Raw genomic sequence first — 21,523 nt, 5'->3', positions numbered from 1 at the left:
AGATTGTTCCGGCCCTTTTCCTTTGGTGATTTTTTAAGGTGAACGGGGGAGGGAGAGAGACGAATGGACTATGTAATTGAAATGTTGAACATTAGAAAAGAGTTTCCGGGTATTGTAGCGAATGACAATATTAATTTGCAAGTGAAGAAAGGTGAAATCCACGCTCTTCTTGGGGAGAACGGAGCGGGTAAATCTACACTGATGAACGTTCTGTTCGGCCTCTATCAGCCGGAAAGAGGAGAAATCAGAGTGCGTGGAGAGAAAGTCAACATCACAGACCCTAACGTAGCAAACGCACAAGGGATTGGGATGGTTCACCAGCACTTTATGCTTGTTGATACATTTACAGTCACTGAAAACATTGTTTTAGGAAGCGAACCGAAAAAAGCAGGAACGGTGAACTTGAAACATGCAGAAGACCAGGTGAGAGAGCTTTCAGAAAGATACGGTCTAAATGTCGATCCAAAAGCGAAAATACGTGATATATCCGTAGGGATGCAGCAGCGTGTAGAAATATTGAAAACGCTTTATAGAGGAGCGGAAATCCTTATTTTTGACGAGCCTACAGCGGTTCTTACTCCTCAGGAAATCAAAGAGCTGATTGATATTATGCAAAGCCTCGTTAAAGAAGGGAAATCCATCATCCTTATTACCCACAAGTTGAAGGAGATTATGGAGGTCTGTGACCGGTGCACGGTCATACGTAAAGGACAGGGAATCGGGACTGTAGATGTCTCTGAAACCAACCCTACAGAGCTTGCTTCTTTGATGGTGGGTCGTGATGTCAACTTTTCTACTGAGAAAACAAAAGCTGAACCTAAGGAAACCTATCTTTCTATAAAAGATTTACGCGTGAAGGACGTCCGTGGTGTCGAGATGGTAAAGGGGCTGAATTTGGAAGTGCGTGCAGGTGAGATTGTTGGGATCGCAGGTGTAGATGGAAATGGGCAATCTGAGTTGATTGAAGCGATAACAGGCTTAAGAAGAAGTGAATCCGGAACCATCCGCCTCCATGGTAAGGAAATTACCAATTTAACGCCTCGTAAAGTAACGCAGTCCGGTGTCTCTCATATCCCGCAGGACCGTCATAAATTCGGTCTTGTACTCGATTTTCCCATTGGTGAGAATATGGTGCTGCAAAGTTATCATCAAAAACCTTATTCGAAAAAAGGTGTCATGAACTTTAAGAACATTTACCAAAAAGCAAAAAATTTAATTGCCGAATACGATGTCCGCACACCGGATGCTTACACACCGGCCAGGGCCCTTTCAGGAGGGAATCAGCAAAAAGCGATCATTGGTCGGGAAGTGGACAGGTCCCCGGATTTGATTATAGCTGCTCAACCCACACGGGGTTTGGATGTTGGAGCCATTGAATTTATCCATAAAAAATTAATTGAAGAGCGAGACAAAGGTCGTGCCGTTCTCCTTCTGTCATTTGAACTCGATGAAATCATGAACTTGAGTGATCGGATTGCCGTCATGTTTGACGGACAGATCATTGCTGATGTCCAACCGGAAGAAACAAATGAGCAAAAGCTCGGGTTGCTGATGGCTGGTAATTCAACACAGAAAGCAGGTGAGCAATGATGTTTTCCAATCGACTATTCAATATATTAGTGCCGATCATTTCTGTATTGCTCGGTCTGATTTCTGGTGCCATCATCATGTTGATCTTCGGTTATAATCCCATTGCAGGCTTTGCGGCATTATGGAATGGTGCTTTTGGTGATGCTTACTTCTTCGGAGAGACGATCAGACAGGTAACCCCTTACATTCTCTCGGGACTTGCGGTTGCATTTGCTCTACGGTCAGGACTGTTGAACATTGGAGTGGAAGGCCAGGTATTTATGGGTTGGCTCGCTTCGGTTTGGATTGGTATTTCTTTTGAACTGCCAATGATCCTTCATTTGCCTCTGGCCATACTAGCGGCGGCTATTGCAGGTGCTTTCTGGGGCTTTATCCCAGGTCTTCTGAAAGCAAAGTTAGGCGTCCATGAAGTTATTGTTACAATCATGATGAACTATATTGCCCTGTATTTAAGTAACTCCATCGTCCGTAATCTATTGAGTGACGGTGCGGATCGAACAGAAAAAGTTGCAGCAACGGCATCTTTACAATCGAACTGGCTTGCAGAAATGACATTTTACTCAAGAATTCACTATGGTTTTATTGTCGCTTTACTGATGGCACTTGTTATGTGGTTCATTATAAACCGTACAACGACTGGATTTGAATTGAGGGCTGTAGGGTTCAACCAGCACGCATCTAAATATGCGGGGATGAATGTCAGTAAAAATATCATCCTGGCGATGGTCATTTCCGGTGCTTTTGCAGGACTTGCAGGAGCGATGGAAGGTCTAGGTACTTTCGGCTTCATGTCGATTAAATCTGGATTTACGAATATTGGATTTGACGGAATTGCCGTCGCTCTTCTAGGTGCAAACACGGCTTTCGGTGTCATTCTTGCGGCCTTCCTTTTCGGTATCCTGAAGATCGGAGCTTTGAATATGCCGACAGCTGCCGGTGTGCCGACAGAGCTTGTAGAAATTATTATTGCTTTGATCATATTCTTCGTAGCTTCAAGCTACATGATCCGCTGGGTCATTCTTCGGTTTAAAAAGGAGGGGAAATAAATGGAGATTATTGAATTGATCAGCCGTATTCTCGGTGCATCTGTTGTCTTTGCCACCCCTCTTATTTTCACCGCTTTAGGAGGAGTGTTCAGTGAAAGATCCGGGGTCATCAATATTGGTCTAGAAGGCTTAATGATCATGGGTGCTTTCGTAGCCATTGTTTCAAACTTGACTTTCTATAGTGTTTTTGGTGCAGCAACACCGGTCATATCCCTGCTTGTCGCTATGGTGGTTTCCGCTATATTTGCACTCGTTCACGCGGTCGCTTCGATTACTTTCAGGGCGGATCAAGTCGTGAGTGGGGTGGCTATAAACTTCCTTGCTTTAGGTATTGGGTTGTTCCTTACTAAACAGTGGTATGATAAAGGACAGACGGATTTCATTGAAAGTCCGATCTATTCTTCTAATGTTCCTCTACTTAATAAGATCCCTATACTTGGAGACATGTTTTTCACCGGTTGGTACTGGACTTCATACTTAGCGATTGCCCTAGCATTCCTTGTGTGGTTCATTATCTTTAAAACACCTTTTGGGCTCCGTTTACGCTCTGTAGGTGAGCATCCAATGGCTGCAGATACAAACGGAATCAACGTCTACAAGATGAGATACATCGGCGTGATGCTCTCTGGTGCCTTTGGTGGTCTTGGTGGCGCAGTGTATGCCTTGACAGTAAGCCATAACTTCTCACACGGTACAATCGTGGGGCAAGGGTTTATTGCACTGGCAGCGGTCATCTTTGGGAAATGGCACCCCCTTGGCGCGCTCGGCGCAGCTATTTTCTTCGGATTTGCTCAAAGTTTAAGTATTGTTTCATCAGACATTGCCCTTTTGGAAAATGTTCCTTCAGTCTTTATGCTCATCGCTCCTTACGTATTGACAATCCTTGCTCTGGCTGGATTTATCGGAAGAGCGGAAGCACCAAAGTCATTAGGAGAAGCTTATGTGAAAGGCAACCGCTGATTACTTTTAAGTCCGGTACACATGTGCCGGACTTAATTTTTTTACTTTTTCACACATATACCTTAGCATGAGACTTAGTTAGAATGGATGAATATGGACATGTAGGTCTATAATAGAAGAGACTGATAAGGAGGATGAATATGAAAATTACTAAAGAAACGTTACTCGAAAAAGAAGGGTATCGTCTACATATTTTACCAAGCAAAAAATACAAAACCATTACGATTGTTGCAAAATTCAAAGCCCCTTTAAAAAGAGAAGGGATAACAGAGCGTGCGCTATTGCCACATGTTCTCCAAAAAGCTACGAACAATCACCCGAATGTACGATCACTTCAGTCTGCTTTTGAAAACCTATATGGCACCGCTCTTTCAAGTGATGGATCCAAAAAGGGAGAAAACCATGTCATTAGTTTCCGCATGGAAGTTGTTAATGAAGCATACTTGAATGATCAGGAACCGATTCTTGAAGAAGCGGTCCAATTATTTAATGAGGTGCTCTTCGATCCGAAGACAGAAGGGGAAGGTTTCGATTCCTCTATCGTCGATCGTGAAAAACAGACCCTTGAGCAAAAAATAACCAGCATCAAAGATGACAAAATGAGTTATGCCAATATGAGACTCATGGATCACATGTGCAAAGACGAACCTTATGCTTTACATGTGCATGGTTACCTGGAAGACCTCAAAACTATTACATCTGAAAAGCTCTACGCTTATTATAAAGACATGATCGCAAACGATATGTTGGACGTGTATGTGATTGGTGATATGGATCAAAAAGCGATTGAAAAGCTGACAGATCAGTATTTTTCAAGAAAAGGAAGCACAAACGCGGATGACGACCAGGTATCTGTCACGAAAGAAGTGAAAGAATCGAGAGAAGTTGTCGAAAGGGAAGAAGTCAACCAGGGTAAGCTCCATCTAGGTTACCGGACATATACGAAGTTCGGTGATGACGATTATTACGCCTTGCAAATATTCAATGGAATATTTGGAGGCTTCCCTAGTTCCAAGTTGTTTATGAACGTTCGTGAGAAGCACAGCTTAGCTTATTATGCCGCTTCAAGGTTTGAGAGTCATAAAGGTCTTCTGCTTGTCTTCAGTGGGGTGGATCCTAAGGATTTTGATCAGGCGAAATCAATCATTTTAGAACAGATGGACGCAATGAAGAACGGGGATTTCACTGAGGAACAAGTCGAAGAGACCAAAGAACAGGTCATTCACCAACTCCTGGAAACAATGGATAATGCAAACGGAATGATCGAAGTCCTTTATCATCAAATGTTATCAGGTGCGGAAATGCCTGCGAATGAATTGATCGATAATATTCGAAAAGTTACGAAAGAACAAGTGGTACAAATGGCTAAAAAGATCGAATTGGACACGATTTACTTTTTGACGAGTAAAGAAGGAGGGGAATCTTAATGGAAGAACTGGTCTATACTCAGCTGAACGAAACGGTATATCAGGAAACATTAGATAATGGGTTGAAAGTGTTTTTACTTTCAAAGCCCGAAATGGCCAAAACATATGGGATCTTTACGACGAACTACGGATCCATTGACCAAACGTTTACACCGATAGGGAAAAGTGAAAAGGTGACAGTACCTGAAGGAATTGCTCATTTTCTTGAGCATAAGTTGTTTGAAAAAGAAGATCGCGATGTGTTCCAGGACTTCACAAGACTCGGTGCATCCGCCAACGCTTTTACATCGTTTACAAAGACGGCGTATTTGTTTTCTGCAACGAGTCAAATTGATAAGAACGTCCAGACACTACTTGATTTTGTGCAAGACCCTTATTTCTCAGAGGAGTCTGTGGAAAAAGAAAAAGGGATCATCGCACAGGAAATCCGTATGTACGATGATCAGCCTGATTGGCGTTCTTTCTTCGGAACTATCCAAAGTTTATATCACGACCATCCTGTGAAGGTGGATATCGCTGGGACAGTTGACAGTATACAAAAGATCACCAAAGATGACCTTTACACTTGTTACGAGACGTTTTATCATCCTTCCAACATGGTCTTGTTCGTTGCTGGAAATATCGATCCTGAGTCTATGATGACATTAATCAGGGACAATCAAGCCAAAAAAGAATTTCCTGAGGCTCCTGAAATCAACCGTTCCTATCCTGAAGAACCGACTTCTGCGGCTAAGAAGGAACATTCGATCACCATGCCAGTGACAACAGCAAAAGCGATGGTCGGGGTTAAGGAAAATGTGGAAGGATTAACAGGCGAAGAATTGGTACGCGGAGAACTTTTATCCGGGATGATCCTTGATTATTATTTCTCAAGAAGCGGTGTTTTCTATGAGGAGCTGTACAAAAACGACCTTATTGATGACAGTTTCCAGTTTGAAACAGAACTTGACCGCCAGTTTGGTTTCACAATTCTTGGTGGAGACTCCAGAAAGCCTGACGAAATGGCAGCTCGTATTAAGGAAATGCTGCATGAGTTAAAAGAACAGAGGATATCCGATGAGGACTTCACTAGAATGAAAAGAAAGAAAATCGGTCAATTCATGAGAGCAATGAACTCGTTGGAATTTATCGCTAATCAATTTACGCACTATCATACACTTGGTACAGACTTATTTGAAGTACTGCCAATTATTGAATCCTTGACCGCTGATGATGCAGAAGAATATTTGCAACACTGGTTAAAAGAAGATGCGATCACCGTCTTCCAAATTAAACCACAAGCTGATGAATAAGAAGTGTCTGATTATAGGAGCCAGTGGTGGGATTGGTCAGGCACTCGTTCAAAGTGCTGTCGAGCAAGGCTTTTCCGTTGGTCTGCATTACAACAAAAATAAAAGAAACATCGAAGAAAACAGAAAACAAATCCCTGTTTCTAAATGGGCGGGGGCATACGGGGCGGATCTTTCCACATTAGAAGGCATTCATTCCCTTTTAGATCAAATCGAGGGGGAATGGGATGCCGTAATCTTTGCGGGTGGACATATGCATAGCGGATTATTTCAAGATATGAAAACAGAAGAGATGGACGAACTGTATTTCGTTCACGTCAAATCACTGTGGATGATTGCCCGGAAGGTGCTCCCTTACATGATTAAAAAGAAAAATGGCAACATTATTGTCATCAGTTCTATTTTCGGACTTGAAGGTGCGAGTATGGAGGTTGTTTACAGTTCTGTGAAGGGCGCACAGAACAGTTTTGTCAAAGGACTGGCGAAAGAAGTAGCACCAAGTGGAATTAGAGTTAACAGTATTGCCCCTGGCTTGATTGCTACAAAGATGAATGCCCATCTCAACCATGAAGAACTGGACTTCCTAGAGGATGATATTCCTATAGGACGGTCCGGCTCGCCTGAAGAAGTCGCTCATACGGCCGGTTTTTTATTGAGTGACAAATCAAGTTACATAACGGGCCAAGTGATTCAAGTGGACGGTGGTTGGTCTTAATTCTGTTGCATAAGATCCGTGTTTCCTTCTCATACTAAGCATGAAAAAATTCAGAGGAGGTTACATCATGTCTGTTCTCAATAATTTCGATTCATGGAAAGATTTCTTGGGTGATCGCTTACATCAGGCGAAAGGTCAAGGTATGCAAGAAGGAGCGGTTTCTGAGCTTGCTTATGAAATTGGTGGTTATTTAGCAAACTCCGTTGATGCGAAGAACGACCATGAAGCTGTCTTGCGTGATCTTTGGAATGTAGCAGATGAAAAAGAACAACACGCCATTGCCAATATGATGGTGAAGCTGGTCCAAAATGAAGGAAACCAAGCTTAACCTCGTCATCAATCCGCACAGACGTCTGTGCGGATTTTTCTGATTTAACCAAGCTTTTTCAATTTTTGTATGTTTATGTAGCATCCAACCTTTCCTATTTAGAAAAAATCCTTTATGATAGATAGAGAGTGAAAAATTCCATAAATCACTCGACTTTGACAAATAACGACAATTTTTCAGAGGAGTTGTATTATGGAAAAAAAAGAATGGTACTTAGAATATGAAATCCAATATAACCGCCCAGGATTGCTTGGGGACATCTCCTCATTGCTCGGAATGATGGCGATCAACATCGTCACCATCAACGGTGTAGAAAATTCACACCGAGGAATGCTGCTTTTATGTAAAGATGAAGAACAAATCACTCGTTTGAGATCGATTTTAAATACAATGGATACAATAAAAGTGACAAAACTGCGCCGGCCAAAATTGAGAGACCGTTTAGCCGTAAGACATGGACGTTATATACATAGCGATGTGGATGATCGTAAAACATTCCGTTTTAATCGGGAGGACTTGGGATTACTTGTTGATTTTATGGCCGAGCTCTTTATGAAGGATGGACATAAACTGATTGGGATCCGCGGGATGCCCCGAGTAGGAAAAACAGAGTCTGTTGTAGCAGCAAGTGTTTGTGCAAACAAAAGGTGGTTGTTTGTCTCCAGTACGCTTTTAAAGCAGACGGTGCGAAACCAGTTGATCGATGAAGAATACAGTGAAGACAACCTTTACATCATTGATGGGATTGTGTCCGCTAAACGAGCGAATGAAAAGCACTGGCAGCTTGTACGTGAGATCATGAGACTTCCTGCAACGAAAGTCATTGAACATCCAGACATTTTTGTTCAGGAAACGGAATATACAATGGATGACTTTGATTATATTATCGAACTTCGGAATAACGAAGATGAAGAGATTACTTATGAACCTGTGGAAAAACAAGAGATGTCTATGAATGAAGGTTTTTCCATGTTCGATTTTTAGAAATTGGATGGTGTTAACATGGAGATTGGAGAAAGACTAAGGGAAGCCCGAGAATCGAAAGGCCTTTCTTTAGAATCGTTGCAAGAGACGACAAAAATACAAAAACGCTACCTTCAGGCGATTGAAAAGAATGAGTTTCAAGTACTGCCTGGAAAATTCTACACCCGTGCATTTATCAGAGAATATGCCTCTGCAGTCGGGTTAGACCCTGAAGTAGTCATGGAAGAACATAAAGGGGAGCTTCCGACCTTTGATGAGGAGAGCACGGTACAGTACAGCCGTGTCCAAAGGACTAAAAAGGAAGCGACCCAGAAAAGCGGCCCATCTTCTAGAGTTCTGCCGACGATTTTAACTGTTGGATTAATTATTGGATTAATATTTGTTGTATGGCTCGTATGGCAGAATATGAGCGGGGCAGAGGATGGCAATACAGCAACGGACAATGGTTCCAACAATGAAATCAGCGTGCCTGAGAATTCTGAAAGTGAAACTTCCAGCGACCAGGACGATGCGGAAGGTAATGAAGATGGAAGTGAATCTGAAGAACCAGCATCCGAAGACGAACCAGCGACAGAAGAAGAGGAAACACCTTCGGAAGGTGAAGAAGAGGTAGCCATTCAACTGGTTCAGGAAGGGACAGGGTCTTTCCCTGATCATACTTATGATGTAAGCGGCACAACTGAACGTTCCGTTACCATTGAGTTGACAGGGAGAGCCTACATGGAAGTGAGAGCTCCTAAAAATGGTGAAGACCTTGTGACAGCGAAGGAATACACCGCTGAAGATTCACCGATCTCCCTTGATTTAGGAGACAAAGATGAATTGTACATTAAGACCGGGAATGCACCGGGGACTACCGTTACGATTGGCGAAAAGGAAGTTTCTTACCCTAACCCGGAAGTTTCCACACAGAAATTATTGTTGCAATTCAAGTAAGAAACTAAATATAATCATGACCAGGCTGCCCCAGCGGTTCATCGTAAGAGTGTAAAGCCACTCTTAGTGGACGGGCAGCCTTTCATGTATTGAAATGACTGTTAGGAGAGTGAGCTTTATGAACTTACCGAATAAAATCACATTATCAAGAATTTTCCTTATTCCCATTTTTATCATCCTCATGAGTGTTCCATTTGAATGGGGGACCTTCCAAATGGAAGACCGCGAATTACCCGTCGCCCATTTAGCAGGTGCCCTCTTGTTTATCTTAGCTTCTACGACGGACTGGATCGATGGGTATATTGCAAGGAAATATAACCTTGTCACCAACTTAGGGAAGTTTCTCGATCCCCTCGCTGACAAGCTCTTAGTCAGTGCTGCGCTTATCTTACTCGTAGAAATAGGCCTGGCCCCTGCATGGATTGTCATTTTGATCATCAGCCGTGAATTCGCAGTGACGGGACTTCGACTAGTAGCCGCAGGGGAAGGCAGTGTCCTTGCAGCAAGCCAAATGGGAAAACTGAAGACATGGATCCAAATCATCGCTATTTCCCTCCTGCTTTTGCATAATTGGCCATTCGCCTTCATCGGGTTCCCTTTGGGAATGATAGCACTATACTTGGCGCTGATTATTACCGTGTACTCTGGTTATGATTACTTCAAAAAAAATTGGCATGTAATGAGGGATTCTAAATGAGAGCAGAAATTATAGGTGTCGGTACAGAATTACTCTTAGGTCAAATTGCGAATACAAATGCTCAGTGGATTTCAAGTCGGCTTGCGACTCTCGGACATTCTGTTTATCATCACACCGTTGTCGGAGATAATTTGAAAAGGGTGACAGATTCTTTTGCATTGGCGGAAACCAGGGCTGATCTTGTAATTGTCACTGGCGGACTTGGCCCTACCGAAGATGACTTAACCCTGGATGCCGCTCAACTCGTTTTTGATGAGGAACTGGTCGAACATGAAGATTCTATGGAAAAGATCAAGAGCTATTATCAAAGAAATCAAAAATTTATGTCAGAAAACAACCGTAAACAGGCACGAGTGTTCGAGAGTTCCTCTGTCTTTCAAAATTTAGAAGGGATGGCGCCTGGTCAACTGGTGAAACATGAGGATACCTTGTGGGTCTTCCTCCCAGGAGTCCCTAGAGAAATGAAGTATATAATGGATGAGTATATCATTCCTTATTTACAGAATAATTACCACATTGAATCCCAAATCGTTTCAGAAATGATGCGTTTTATCGGGATCGGAGAGTCTGATTTAGAAACTAAGCTCCAATCCTTGATTCGTACTCAAACCAATCCTACTATTGCACCACTCGCTTCTGAAGGTGAAGTGGGTTTAAGGTTGACAGCTACCGGGGAATCAACAGAACAGGCGAAGGAGAAAATTCATACGCTTAAAAACGAGATTCTTGACCATGTCGGAAAGTATTATTATGGCAGTGATGCGATTACTATTGAAGAAAAGGTCAGAGATCTCCTAAAAGAAAAAGGATTAAAAATCGGTTCAGCAGAGAGCTTCACCGGCGGAAGATTTTTAGAGCGGCTCATCGCGCTTCCCGGTGCTTCAGCCGTCTGTCAAGGTGGATATACTGTCTATACTCCGGAGATGAAAGAAAGAATCCTTCAGGTACCTAAATTTCTAATAAAGAAATATGGGACCATCAGCCAAGAGTGTGCGGAGATGATGGCTTTAAATGCCCAAGCGAACTTAGACGTCGATGTGGTTGTCAGTTTCACAGGTGTGGCTGGTCCGGATGCCAGCGAGGGACATGAACCAGGTACCGTCTTTATCGGGCTTCAAATAGGAGAGAGAAAGCCCGAAGTCCATAAATTTCACTTCGACGGAGGACGGGAACAAGTGAGAGTGAGAGCTGTGAAAAGGGCGTACGAATTAATTTTCCATCGATTAAAAAAATGATTTTCATTGCTGAAAAGGTGCAATTTTGATAATTTCACGTAGAGGAAATAAAAAATTGCACCTTTTATTCTTTATAAAAAAAGGGAACATTTATTCGCTTTTTAGTTGGCAAACGATGAAAAACAAGTTATGATAGGGATAGAAATTTTGAAAGGCGGTATATAATGAGCGATCGTAAACAAGCATTAGATATGGCATTGCGTCAAATAGAAAAACAATTCGGAAAAGGCTCAATTATGAAGCTTGGGGAAAGCGCTGAGCAGAAAGTGAACACGGTTCCGAGTGGATCACTTGCTCTTGACGTAGCCCTTGGAGTTGGCGGCTACCCACGTGGTAGAATCGTAGAAATTTATGGACCAGAATCTTCTGGTAAAACAACAGTCGCGCTTCACGCGATTGCAGAAGCTCAAAGAAAAGGCGGTCAGGCGGCTTTCATTGATGCAGAGCACGCTCTGGATCCTGTCTATGCAAGAGCGTTAGGTGTTGACATTGAAGAACTTTTACTATCTCAACCGGATACGGGGGAGCAGGCGCTTGAAATTGCGGAGGCCCTTGTCCGTAGTGGCGCCGTCGATATGGTTGTCATCGACTCTGTAGCGGCACTTGTGCCAAAAGCTGAGATTGAAGGGGAAATGGGGGACGCACACGTCGGTTTGCAAGCCCGTTTGATGTCCCAGGCTCTTCGTAAGCTCTCTGGAGCTATTAACAAATCAAAAACGACAGCTATCTTCATCAACCAGATTCGTGAAAAAGTAGGAGTTATGTTTGGTAACCCAGAAACAACACCTGGTGGCCGTGCGTTGAAGTTCTACTCTTCAGTACGTCTTGAAGTCCGTCGTGCGGAGACTTTGAAACAAGGAAATGAAATGGTCGGAAATAAAACCCGCTTGAAAGTGGTCAAAAACAAAGTTGCCCCACCTTTCAGACAAGCGGAAGTTGATATTATGTACGGAGAAGGGATCTCCCGTGAAGGGGAACTGCTTGATATCGGTACAGACCTTGATCTCATCCAAAAGAGCGGTTCCTGGTATTCTTATAAGGATGATAGACTTGGCCAAGGCCGTGAAAATGCCAAGCAATTCCTGAAAGAAAACGTAGAAGTCTACGAAGAAGTGAAAAAATTGATTCGAGACCATTACGGCATGGAAGCAGATGAAGAATCTGCAGAAACCAATAGCAAAGAAAGTCAGGAAACGCTGGACGTCTAATGCTTCAAGTAGAAAAATCGAGTATGAAACCACTGGTTCATACTCGATTTTTTAATATAGTTGATTTTTAATGGAGATTAATAAACCACCGGGGAGTGAGTAAGTGTCTTTTTTGAAGGGATACGCTCTGAAAATGTGAAATTAATAGACTGACATTTTCAAATATTTGAATATGTTAGCAGATACATAGCGCGTTTCCTTGACATTCCTTATAGTCAAGCATAAAATGAATGTGTATCATTTTCATCTTTATACCCTTATCTTAAACAAATGAAACTGAAAATGAAACGTTTGTAATTGCCGACAAACGGACCAAGTTCATAGCAAGAGGAGGTGAAATTATGGATATAATATCCTCGCTCATCTTCATTTTGCTTGCCCTTATCATCGGTTCTGTTGTTGGTTATCTTATTCGGAAATCGATTGCGGAAGCGAAAATTTCCAGTGCTGAGGACCTTGCGAAACAGATTGTGGAAGAAGGTCATCGCAATGCTGAATCAGCCAAGAAGGAAGCTCTTCTTGAAGCGAAAGAAGAGAACCAGAAATTTCGCCAGGAAGCGGAGAGTGAAATCCGTGAGCGCCGCATGGAACTGCAGAAAACTGAAAATCGTTTAACTCAGAAAGAAGAGAATCTTGATCGTAAGAGTGGAACGCTTGACCAACGTGATCTTTCACTCGAAAAGAAAGAAGGGACTCTTGCCGAGAGACAACAACAAATTGAAGAAATGGAAAGCAAAGTGAAAGCTATGCTTCAAGAACAACAAACAGAGCTTGAACGCATTTCAAGCTTAACATCAGACCAGGCGAAGCAGATGATTTTAGAACGCGTCGAACAAGAGGTATCGCATGAGTCAGCGCTAATGATTAAGGAAGCGGAAAATCGCGCGAAAGAAGAAGCAGATAAGAAAGCGAAAAGCATTCTTTCTCTTGCCCTTCAGCGATGTGCAGCTGATCATGTAGCTGAAACGACCGTTTCCGTAGTCAACCTTCCTAATGACGAAATGAAAGGCCGCATCATCGGACGTGAAGGCCGGAACATTCGTACATTAGAAACACTGACAGGCATTGACTTGATCATTGACGATACTCCTGAGGCTGTCATCCTTTCAGGGTTTGATCCAATTCGACGAGAAACAGCAAGAATGGCCCTTGAGAAGTTAGTGCAGGATGGACGTATTCACCCCGCTCGTATTGAAGAGATGGTGGACAAGTCCAGACGAGAAGTTGATGATTACATCAGAGAAGTTGGTGAACAAACGACTTTTGAAGTAGGTGTTCATGGTCTCCACCCAGATCTGATTAAGATTTTAGGACGTCTGAAGTACCGTACAAGTTATGGGCAAAACGTCTTGAAACACTCAATGGAAGTTGCATACCTTTCCGGTTTGTTAGCTGCAGAACTTGGAGAAGATGAAACCCTGGCATTGCCCGTCGTGCGGGACTGCTTCATGATATTGGTAAAGCCATTGACCATGAAGTAGAAGGAAGCCACGTAGAAATCGGTAAAGAATTGGCGATGAAGTACAAAGAGAATGAAACGGTCATCAATGCTGTGGCATCCCACCATGGTGATGAAGAGCCGACTTCAATCATTTCTGTACTTGTTGCTGCTGCCGATGCTCTATCCGCGGCACGTCCTGGAGCCAGAAGTGAAACCTTAGAGAATTACATCAAACGTCTTGAAAAACTGGAAGAGATTTCAGAGTCTTATGATGGCGTAGAGAAATCTTTCGCGATCCAAGCTGGACGCGAAGTTCGCATCATGGTTCGTCCTGATGAAATTGATGATCTTGAAGCAACAAGATTAGCACGAGATATTCGAAATCGAATCGAGGGAGAACTCGATTATCCAGGTCATATTAAAGTTACCGTTATTCGTGAAACACGTTCTGTGGAGTATGCGAAATAATAAGAATGAAGCGGCCTTCTTGGTCGCTTCATTTCTGTTTTTACGGGTACAATAAAGAAACGATTGTGGAAGGAAGGTTTTTGTTATATGAGGATTTTATTTATAGGTGATGTCGTAGGTTCACCGGGGCGGGAAATGATTGATGAATATCTGCCAAAACTAAAGCAGAAATATCAGCCCGCTGTGACGATTGTAAACGGTGAAAATGCAGCGTCCGGAAAAGGCATTACCGAAAAAATTTACCGTCGTTTCCTTGAAAAAGGAGCACAAGCCGTAACTCTCGGCAACCATGCATGGGATAAAAGGGAGATCTTTGATTTTATTGATGATGCAGAATACCTCATCCGGCCTGCCAATTTCCCTGAGGGCACACCATGAAAAGGGATGACTTTTGTAAAAACCCCTAAGGGTGAGGTCGCCGTTATTAACTTACAAGGGCGTACATTTTTGTCTCCAAATGACGATCCCTTTAGAAAGATCGATGAGCTGATAGAAGAAGCGAAAAAAAGGACATCTATCATTTTTCTGGATTTTCATGCAGAAGCAACAAGTGAAAAACAGGCGATGGGCTGGTATGTAGATGGCAGAGTGAGTGTAAACGTAGGGACACACACTCATATTCAAACAGCAGATGAAAGGATCCTTCCAGGAGGTACAGGCTATATTTCTGACGTGGGTATGACAGGACCTTACGATGGAATTCTAGGGATGGAACGTGAAGCGGTTTTAAAGCGTTTTCTTACAAACTTACCTGTACGTTTTGAAGTTCCAAAAAAGGGAAGAGCACAACTGAGTGCTTTCTTGGTGGATGTAGATGACAAGACAGGAAAATCTACAAAAGTCCAGCGCATTTTAATTAACGATGACCATCCATTCTTTGAATGATTATTTGAATTTTGCGACAAATTCATTCATAATGAAAAGGTAATATCCTACATCTCCAAGAATATAGTAGTTATGGAACAACTATAGTGATTGAAGGAGGAGCTAGTAATGGAAGTCTTAAAAGTATCAGCCAAATCCGTACCTAATTCAGTAGCAGGAGCCTTGGCCAACGTAGTAAGAGAGCGCGGGACGGCCGAAATTCAAGCGATTGGAGCCGGAGCATTGAATCAAGCAGTTAAAGCTGTTGCCATCGCTCGAGGGTTTGTTGCCCCGAGTGGCATGGACTTGATATGCATTCCGGCATTTACAGATATCATGATCGATGAGGAGGAGCGAACAGCGATTAAGTTGATCGTCGAACCTCGATGAACTTATTAACCCAAGAGTTTTTATAAGTTTCGCGTACTTATGATGTTTGCTAGCAAATACCTAGTCTTTATGGATGAAAGCAAAATAGAATGGATCAAACAAGGGCGTACTTACAATTAAGTACGCCCTTGTTTTATGCCTTTATGAAGTAACCTTTTTCTTAGAGTTTGAATGATTTTTCAAAAGTAGGGCATCCAACTATATCGAAGGTTAGGGAAAGGATCATTTTCGATAGAAGAGGCAATTTTATAAGCAATTATCCCAGAGTCGCTCACTTGTTTAAAATCTCAATTAAAACCTTGAAGAATAGAAATTTTCTATACCTTGATTAAAGATATTTAGTAGGGGTTAATAGAATGGAGAGTAATATGAGCACTTGTATTTTTCCAGTGGACAACCAAGTTTGCGTTTTCCTCAATACATGTTAATATTGTTTATATAAGAGGTTTAATAATGATTTATTGAGGTTGGGAGTGTTCACTGTGAATGGAACGATGAAAGCGATCGTTAAGCATCACCGAGGTCCAGGAGCGCAAATGCAAGAAGTTGCGATTCCAGAGATCCGTGATGATGAAGTATTGATTCGTGTGAAAGCGACATCGATTTGTGGGACGGATGTCCATATATATAATTGGGATGAGTGGTCTGAAAGCCGCGTTAATCCTCCGTATGTTTTTGGTCATGAATTTTCAGGAGAGATTGTGGAAGCAGGAAGTAAGGTTCATAATTTCCAAACAGGAGATTATGTGAGTGCAGAGACGCACCTTATTTGTGGTCACTGTCCACAATGCTTGACGGGTAAATTCCATATTTGTGAAAACACTAAAATTATTGGTGTGGATACACAAGGGTGTTTTGCAGAATATGTTGCTCTTCCAGCAGATAACCTTTGGAAGAACCCTGATAATATGCCAACAGACATCGCTTCCATTCAAGAGCCGATGGGCAATGCTGTACATACGGTTCTGAATGGAGATGTAGCAGGAAAATCAGTCGCCATCATCGGGTGTGGGCCTATTGGTTTGATGGCTGTAGGCGTAGCCAAGGCGGCTGGAGCTTCTCAAGTACTTGCTTTTGACTTGAATCCATATCGCCTTGAACTTGCTGAGAAAATGGGCGCGACAACTGTGGTTCATTCTGGTGAAATCGATCCGGTTGAAAAAGCAAAAGAATTGACAGATGGCCACGGAGTGGACGTTGTTTGTGAAATGAGTGGACATCCTGTAGCGATGGACCAAGGGTTTAAAATGATTACGAATGGAGGTCGCGTTTCCATTCTAAGTCTACCTACCAAGAGAGTGAGCCTCGATGTGACGAATGACATCGTGTTCAAAGGCGTAGAGGTTCAAGGGATTACTGGAAGAAAGATGTACGAAACGTGGCAGCAGGTATCTCGTCTTCTTCAATCTCAACAAGTGGATGTCTCTCCATTGATTACTCACCACTTAAAGCTTGAAGAATTTGAGAAGGGCTTTGATTTAATGAATCAGGGTCAATGTGGAAAAGTAGTTTTACACCCATAATTGTAAGGAGGATGTTTTATGAAAGGCTTTGAATACTTGCAAAAAGAACTAAACGAGATGCAGGAAGAAGGTACATTCCGTACATTGATCCCTCTGGAATCTGCACAAGGTTCTAAGGTGACAATCAAAGGAAAAGAAGTGATTCAACTTTCTTCCAATAACTATCTAGGGCTTACCTCACATCCGAAGATGAAAGAAGCAGCGGAAAAAGCTAATGAAACATATGGCGTCGGAACAGGCTCTGTTCGTACAATTGCAGGTACATTGAAAATGCATGAAGACTTTGAAGAGAAATTAGCGGAATTCAAACATACAGAAGCCGCCCTCGTATTCCAATCCGGCTTCACAACAAACCAGGGTGTCCTGTCTTCTATTCTGGGTAAAGAAGACGTAGTGATCTCCGATGAGTTGAATCACGCTTCAATCATCGACGGGATTCGTTTGACAAAAGCGGATCGTAAAATTTATAAACACGTCGACATGGAGTCTTTAGAATCAGCGTTAAAAGAAAGTGGCGATTATCGTACACGATTGATCGTTACCGATGGTGTTTTTTCCATGGACGGTAATATCGCTCCGTTACCAAAAATCGTAGAACTTGCTGAAAAGTATGATGCCCTCGTCATGGTGGATGATGCTCATGCTAGTGGTGTCCTTGGTGATAACGGACGTGGAACAGTCAACCATTTCAATTTGGATGGTCGCGTCCACATACAAGTCGGAACACTCAGTAAAGCGATTGGAGTACTTGGAGGATATGTCGCCAGTACAAAAACCCTTCGAGATTACTTGATTCATAAAGGACGTCCGTTCTTGTTTAGTACATCCCATCCGCCGGCAGTGACGGCCGCGAATGATGCTGCGATTGATGTATTGTTAGAGGAACCAGAGCTGATTGAAAAACTTTGGGACAATACAAAATTCTTCAAAGATGGCTTGAACGCTCTTGGATTTGACACGGGAATCAGTGAAACACCGGTAACACCTGTCATGATTGGGGATGACGCCCTTACTCACAAATTCTCCGATGAATTGTTTGAAGAAGGCGTATTTGCTCAGGGAATCGTCTTCCCGACAGTTCAGCGCGGAAAGGGACGCGTCCGCACGATCGTTACAGCGGAACATTCTAAAGAAGAACTACAAGAAGCTCTTGATGCCTTCGAAAAAGTCGGTAAAAAATTAGGGATCTTGTAATAGTAAAAAAGCCAGCTATGAAATTTCATAGCTGGCTTCTTTTTCATTTAAAAAACAGTACCCATTCTTTTAAACAAACTCTCCCGATTGTGGAAGGCTTAGTTTAGGGATAAGAAAGTGAGCTGCTTCCCAGCCACCACTGACACTCAAAACAGTAAACGAACCTGACACATCTCGATTATTTAAGAATCCTGCCAAATCGTTGATTAAAATGATTGGAAAGCAGATGAAAAACGGTGGAATTTATGTTTACGCTTAATTTATCATGTAAAACTTGATATAATGATACAGTTAGAAGGTTCGGCTTGAAAGGAGATCATTATGAACGAACAGCAACGTAAGGAAATGTCACAAATTCGTCAGCCTTCCACGGCAGATGATAAAGCAGAACAAGATAACCTAAATCGCCTGAAACAAAAAACAAGCGAAGATTTTGTTAAATATTTTGAAACGACATACCAACCTCCGAACATGAGGGATGCGCAGCGCCGGAAAAGGAAAGAAACGGATGTGCATTATGATTTTGAAATTCCTGAAGATATGGATCAAGCCGGCAAAGGTAAAAAATATTTGATCCGTACATATGGATGCCAGATGAATGAACATGATACTGAAGTCATGGCAGGAATTTTTGAAGAAATGGGTTATGAACCTACAAAAGATACGAAAGAAGCAGATATTATTCTTTTAAATACCTGTGCCATCCGAGAGAATGCAGAAAATAAAGTGTTCGGTGAAATCGGACACTTGAAGCCTTTGAAAATGGAAAATCCAAATCTGATTATCGGAATATGCGGATGTATGTCACAAGAAGAGTCTGTCGTAAACCGGATCCTAAAAAAACACCCTTTTATCGATCTTATTTTCGGCACACACAATATTCATAGAATCCCTCAGCTCGTAAAAGAAGCGATGTTCGGGAAAGAAATGGTGATTGATGTGTGGTCGAAAGAAGGGGACATTATTGAAAACCTTCCAAGATCTCGGAAAGGAAAAATCAAGGCTTGGGTGAACATCATGTATGGCTGTGACAAATTCTGCACCTACTGTATTGTTCCCTATACAAGAGGGAAAGAAAGAAGTCGTTTACCACAGGACATCATCCAGGAAGTTAGGCATTTAGCGGCCCAAGGATATAAAGAAATCACTCTTCTTGGACAAAACGTCAATGCGTATGGAAAAGACTTGGATATGACTTATGGGCTTGGGGACTTGATGGATGAACTGCGGAGTATTGATATTCCGCGGGTTCGCTTTACAACATCTCATCCAAGAGACTTCGACGACCGCTTGATTGAAGTACTTGCTAAGGGCGGTAATATGCTTGATCATATCCATTTACCGGTCCAATCAGGCAATAGCGATATTCTGAAAATCATGGGTCGTAAATACACGAGGGAAGAGTATCTTGAACTTGTTCGCAAAATTCGTGTAGCCATGCCGGATGCAACACTTACGACGGATATCATCGTTGGGTTTCCTAATGAAACGGAGCAGCAGTTCCAGGATACGTTATCCCTTGTGGAAGAAGTCGGATTTGAAGCGGCCTATACGTTTATTTATTCTCCAAGAGATAATACGCCCGCAGCTAAGATGAAAGATAACGTTTCAATGGAAGAGAAGAAGGATCGTTTGCAGCGGTTGAATAAAATTGTCAACCAGCAATCTGCAGATGCCATGAAAGCATATGAAGGTGAAATCGTAGACGTGCTTGTTGAAGGAGAAAGTAAAAATAACCCGGATGTGTTAGCTGGGTACACGAAACGGAACAAGTTGGTCAACTTCCGTGCACCTGAGTCTACAATCGGACAAATCGTACCTGTAAGAGTGACCAAAGCGAAAACGTGGTCTCTTGATGGAGAATTAGTAGAAATCAACGCAGAGGTGAAATAAATGGCACAATATACTAGACAAGAAGTTGTAGAAGAAGCAAAAAAATTGGCAAAAATGATGGCTGATATTGAAGAAATTGACCGTTTCAAGCAATTGGAAGCGAAATTGAATGACAATCAAAAAGTTCAATCCCATATTAAGAAAATCAAAGCTTTGCAAAAGCAGGCGGTTAACTTTCAAGCGTACGGAAAAACAGAAGCTCTTCAAAAAATTGAAAAAGAAATCGATCGACTTCAAGATGAGCTCGATGAGATTCCGGTCGTAGCAGAATTTAAAGATTCTCAAACCATTATTAACGATATCCTTCAAATGGTTTCAAACACGATTTCACGCGAAGTTACTAATGAAGTTATCCGTTCTACGGGCGGGGATCTCCTGCAAGGAGAAACAGGTTCAAATAAATCAAGTCATGGTTGCGGTCATTAATGCATACACTTCCGTCAGAGGGTTTTCCCCTCTGGCGGATTTTTTTCGTACAATTTTATGGGCTAGTGCATAGAATGAATTAAACACGTCCTTAGGCCATTTTCCCGCTAGTCACCATTCGCCCAACCCACACATAGGATGGGTGGTAGAATAAGGAGGAGTGAAACCCTATGTCTTTTTTTGAACGAGATTACAGAGAGATCATTACAAAAGCTGTAATCGGTAAAGGTAAAAAGTTTACAGAATCCACACACACCATCAGCCCTTCGCACCGTCCGACAAGTATCCTAGGTTGTTGGGTCATCAATCACATCTACAATGCCAAAAAGAAAGGAGATCACGTTGAAATCTCTGGCAGTTACGATGTGAACGTCTGGTATTCGTATAACGACAATACAAAAACAGAAGTCGTTACAGAGCGTGTCAGCTATTGTGATCACGTCAAGTTGGCAGTGAAAGATGATAATTGTGTACATGATGACTTTGAGGTAATCGCTAAGGTCGTACAACAACCGAACTGTTTAGAAGCGAACATTTCAGGGAATGGGCAAAAAATTTGCGTAGAAGTAGAAAGAGAGTTTGCTGTAGATGTCATAGGTGAAACGAAATTGTGTGTGAAAGTAGATCCTCATGGATGCGGCCATGATGATGATTACGATTATGATTTGTCTTCGGATGATTTTTCAGCCATCGAAACGGACTTCCTTCCATCCTCATCAGACAGAGATCACGATAGTCACGATTAATGGTGGATTCCTTGCTGCTTCAGCGAGGAATTCTTTTTTTGCTTTCTTATACTTCCATAGCTCCCGTGTGTTGAAGACTCTGTTTCGAGATTTTGGTGCGGTGGGTTGGGGCTGCGGGGATGACTCGCTTTCCGCGGGAGCGCGGTGAGCCTCCTCAGGCTTA

Annotated in this window: 18 protein-coding genes and 2 pseudogenes; all 20 read left to right on the top strand. The window is 42.4% G+C overall.

From position 1 onward, the window contains the following. Positions 1-63 precede the first annotated feature (63 nt). The 20 genes and pseudogenes from LC065_RS15270 to LC065_RS15175 all read left to right on the top strand — a co-directional run bounded on the left by LC065_RS15270 (position 64) and on the right by LC065_RS15175 (position 21,360). Positions 64-1,590: an ABC transporter ATP-binding protein gene (locus LC065_RS15270; RefSeq protein ID WP_226589488.1), complete on the top strand. Its 1,527-nt coding sequence runs from the start codon at positions 64-66 to the stop codon at positions 1,588-1,590. Beyond that, on the top strand, positions 1,590-2,636 hold the full coding sequence (locus LC065_RS15265) for an ABC transporter permease (RefSeq protein WP_226589490.1): 1,047 nt from the start codon (positions 1,590-1,592) through the stop codon (positions 2,634-2,636). Before LC065_RS15270 ends, LC065_RS15265 begins: the two co-directional genes overlap by 1 nt. Next, positions 2,637-3,596 (top strand): ABC transporter permease, encoded by a 960-nt coding sequence (locus tag LC065_RS15260; protein WP_226589492.1) that lies wholly within the window; start codon positions 2,637-2,639, stop codon positions 3,594-3,596. Positions 3,597-3,736: 140 nt separating this feature from the next. Beyond that, positions 3,737-5,023 (top strand): EF-P 5-aminopentanol modification-associated protein YfmF, encoded by a 1,287-nt coding sequence (gene yfmF, locus LC065_RS15255; protein ID WP_306163539.1) that lies wholly within the window; start codon positions 3,737-3,739, stop codon positions 5,021-5,023. Continuing rightward, entirely contained in the window at positions 5,023-6,315 is a 1,293-nt protein-coding gene (gene yfmH / locus LC065_RS15250) for an EF-P 5-aminopentanol modification-associated protein YfmH (protein WP_226589495.1), read from the top strand. Before yfmF ends, yfmH begins: the two co-directional genes overlap by 1 nt. Then, complete coding sequence (gene ymfI / locus LC065_RS15245) at positions 6,272-7,027, top strand: elongation factor P 5-aminopentanone reductase (RefSeq protein WP_306163538.1); 756 nt, start codon at positions 6,272-6,274, stop codon at positions 7,025-7,027. Before yfmH ends, ymfI begins: the two co-directional genes overlap by 44 nt. Positions 7,028-7,094: 67 nt before the next feature. Next, a complete protein-coding gene (locus LC065_RS15240) occupies positions 7,095-7,355 on the top strand; it encodes a DUF3243 domain-containing protein (protein ID WP_306163537.1) in 261 nt (86 codons plus the stop codon). A 192-nt stretch (positions 7,356-7,547) separates the two neighbouring features. Beyond that, complete coding sequence (locus LC065_RS15235; RefSeq protein WP_146816339.1) at positions 7,548-8,339, top strand: DUF3388 domain-containing protein; 792 nt, start codon at positions 7,548-7,550, stop codon at positions 8,337-8,339. An 18-nt stretch (positions 8,340-8,357) separates the two neighbouring features. After that, entirely contained in the window at positions 8,358-9,275 is a 918-nt protein-coding gene (locus LC065_RS15230; RefSeq protein ID WP_306163536.1) for a helix-turn-helix domain-containing protein, read from the top strand. A gap of 118 nt (positions 9,276-9,393) precedes the next feature. Next, positions 9,394-9,972 carry a CDP-diacylglycerol--glycerol-3-phosphate 3-phosphatidyltransferase gene (pgsA, locus tag LC065_RS15225; protein WP_226589502.1) on the top strand — a complete coding sequence of 193 codons (579 nt, stop codon included), beginning with the start codon at positions 9,394-9,396 and terminating at the stop codon, positions 9,970-9,972. Continuing rightward, complete coding sequence (locus tag LC065_RS15220; RefSeq protein ID WP_226589505.1) at positions 9,969-11,207, top strand: competence/damage-inducible protein A; 1,239 nt, start codon at positions 9,969-9,971, stop codon at positions 11,205-11,207. The genes pgsA and LC065_RS15220 overlap by 4 nt, the downstream gene beginning before the upstream one ends. 164 nt (positions 11,208-11,371) lie before the next feature. Then, positions 11,372-12,415: a recombinase RecA gene (gene recA, locus LC065_RS15215; protein ID WP_226589508.1), complete on the top strand. Its 1,044-nt coding sequence runs from the start codon at positions 11,372-11,374 to the stop codon at positions 12,413-12,415. A gap of 341 nt (positions 12,416-12,756) precedes the next feature. Further along, positions 12,757-14,324, top strand: a pseudogene (gene rny / locus LC065_RS15210) (ribonuclease Y). 87 nt (positions 14,325-14,411) lie between these two features. Further along, positions 14,412-15,209, top strand: a pseudogene (locus LC065_RS15205) (TIGR00282 family metallophosphoesterase). 108 nt (positions 15,210-15,317) lie between these two features. Further along, on the top strand, positions 15,318-15,578 hold the full coding sequence (locus LC065_RS15200; RefSeq protein ID WP_008640081.1) for a stage V sporulation protein S: 261 nt from the start codon (positions 15,318-15,320) through the stop codon (positions 15,576-15,578). A 482-nt stretch (positions 15,579-16,060) separates the two neighbouring features. Further along, positions 16,061-17,101: an L-threonine 3-dehydrogenase gene (gene tdh, locus LC065_RS15195; RefSeq protein WP_226589515.1), complete on the top strand. Its 1,041-nt coding sequence runs from the start codon at positions 16,061-16,063 to the stop codon at positions 17,099-17,101. Between the two features lie 18 nt (positions 17,102-17,119). Continuing rightward, positions 17,120-18,295: a glycine C-acetyltransferase gene (locus tag LC065_RS15190; RefSeq protein ID WP_226589517.1), complete on the top strand. Its 1,176-nt coding sequence runs from the start codon at positions 17,120-17,122 to the stop codon at positions 18,293-18,295. A gap of 321 nt (positions 18,296-18,616) precedes the next feature. Next, positions 18,617-20,188, top strand: coding sequence for a tRNA (N6-isopentenyl adenosine(37)-C2)-methylthiotransferase MiaB (gene miaB / locus LC065_RS15185; protein WP_226589519.1), 1,572 nt, complete (start codon positions 18,617-18,619; stop codon positions 20,186-20,188). Continuing rightward, positions 20,189-20,614: a YlbF/YmcA family competence regulator gene (locus tag LC065_RS15180; protein WP_226589521.1), complete on the top strand. Its 426-nt coding sequence runs from the start codon at positions 20,189-20,191 to the stop codon at positions 20,612-20,614. It abuts the gene before it with no gap. A 170-nt stretch (positions 20,615-20,784) separates the two neighbouring features. Further along, the gene (locus LC065_RS15175; RefSeq protein ID WP_226589523.1) at positions 20,785-21,360 is read left to right on the top strand and encodes an outer spore coat protein CotE; all 576 of its coding nucleotides are present in this window, start codon (positions 20,785-20,787) and stop codon (positions 21,358-21,360) included. Positions 21,361-21,523 lie beyond the last annotated feature (163 nt).

It is taken from the genome of Halobacillus litoralis (assembly GCF_020524085.2).
GTDB classification, from domain to species: Bacteria; Bacillota; Bacilli; order Bacillales; family Halobacillaceae; genus Halobacillus; species Halobacillus litoralis_E.
The sequence above is the reverse complement of the archived record's forward strand: the minus strand, read 5'-3'. Positions and strand labels throughout refer to the sequence as shown.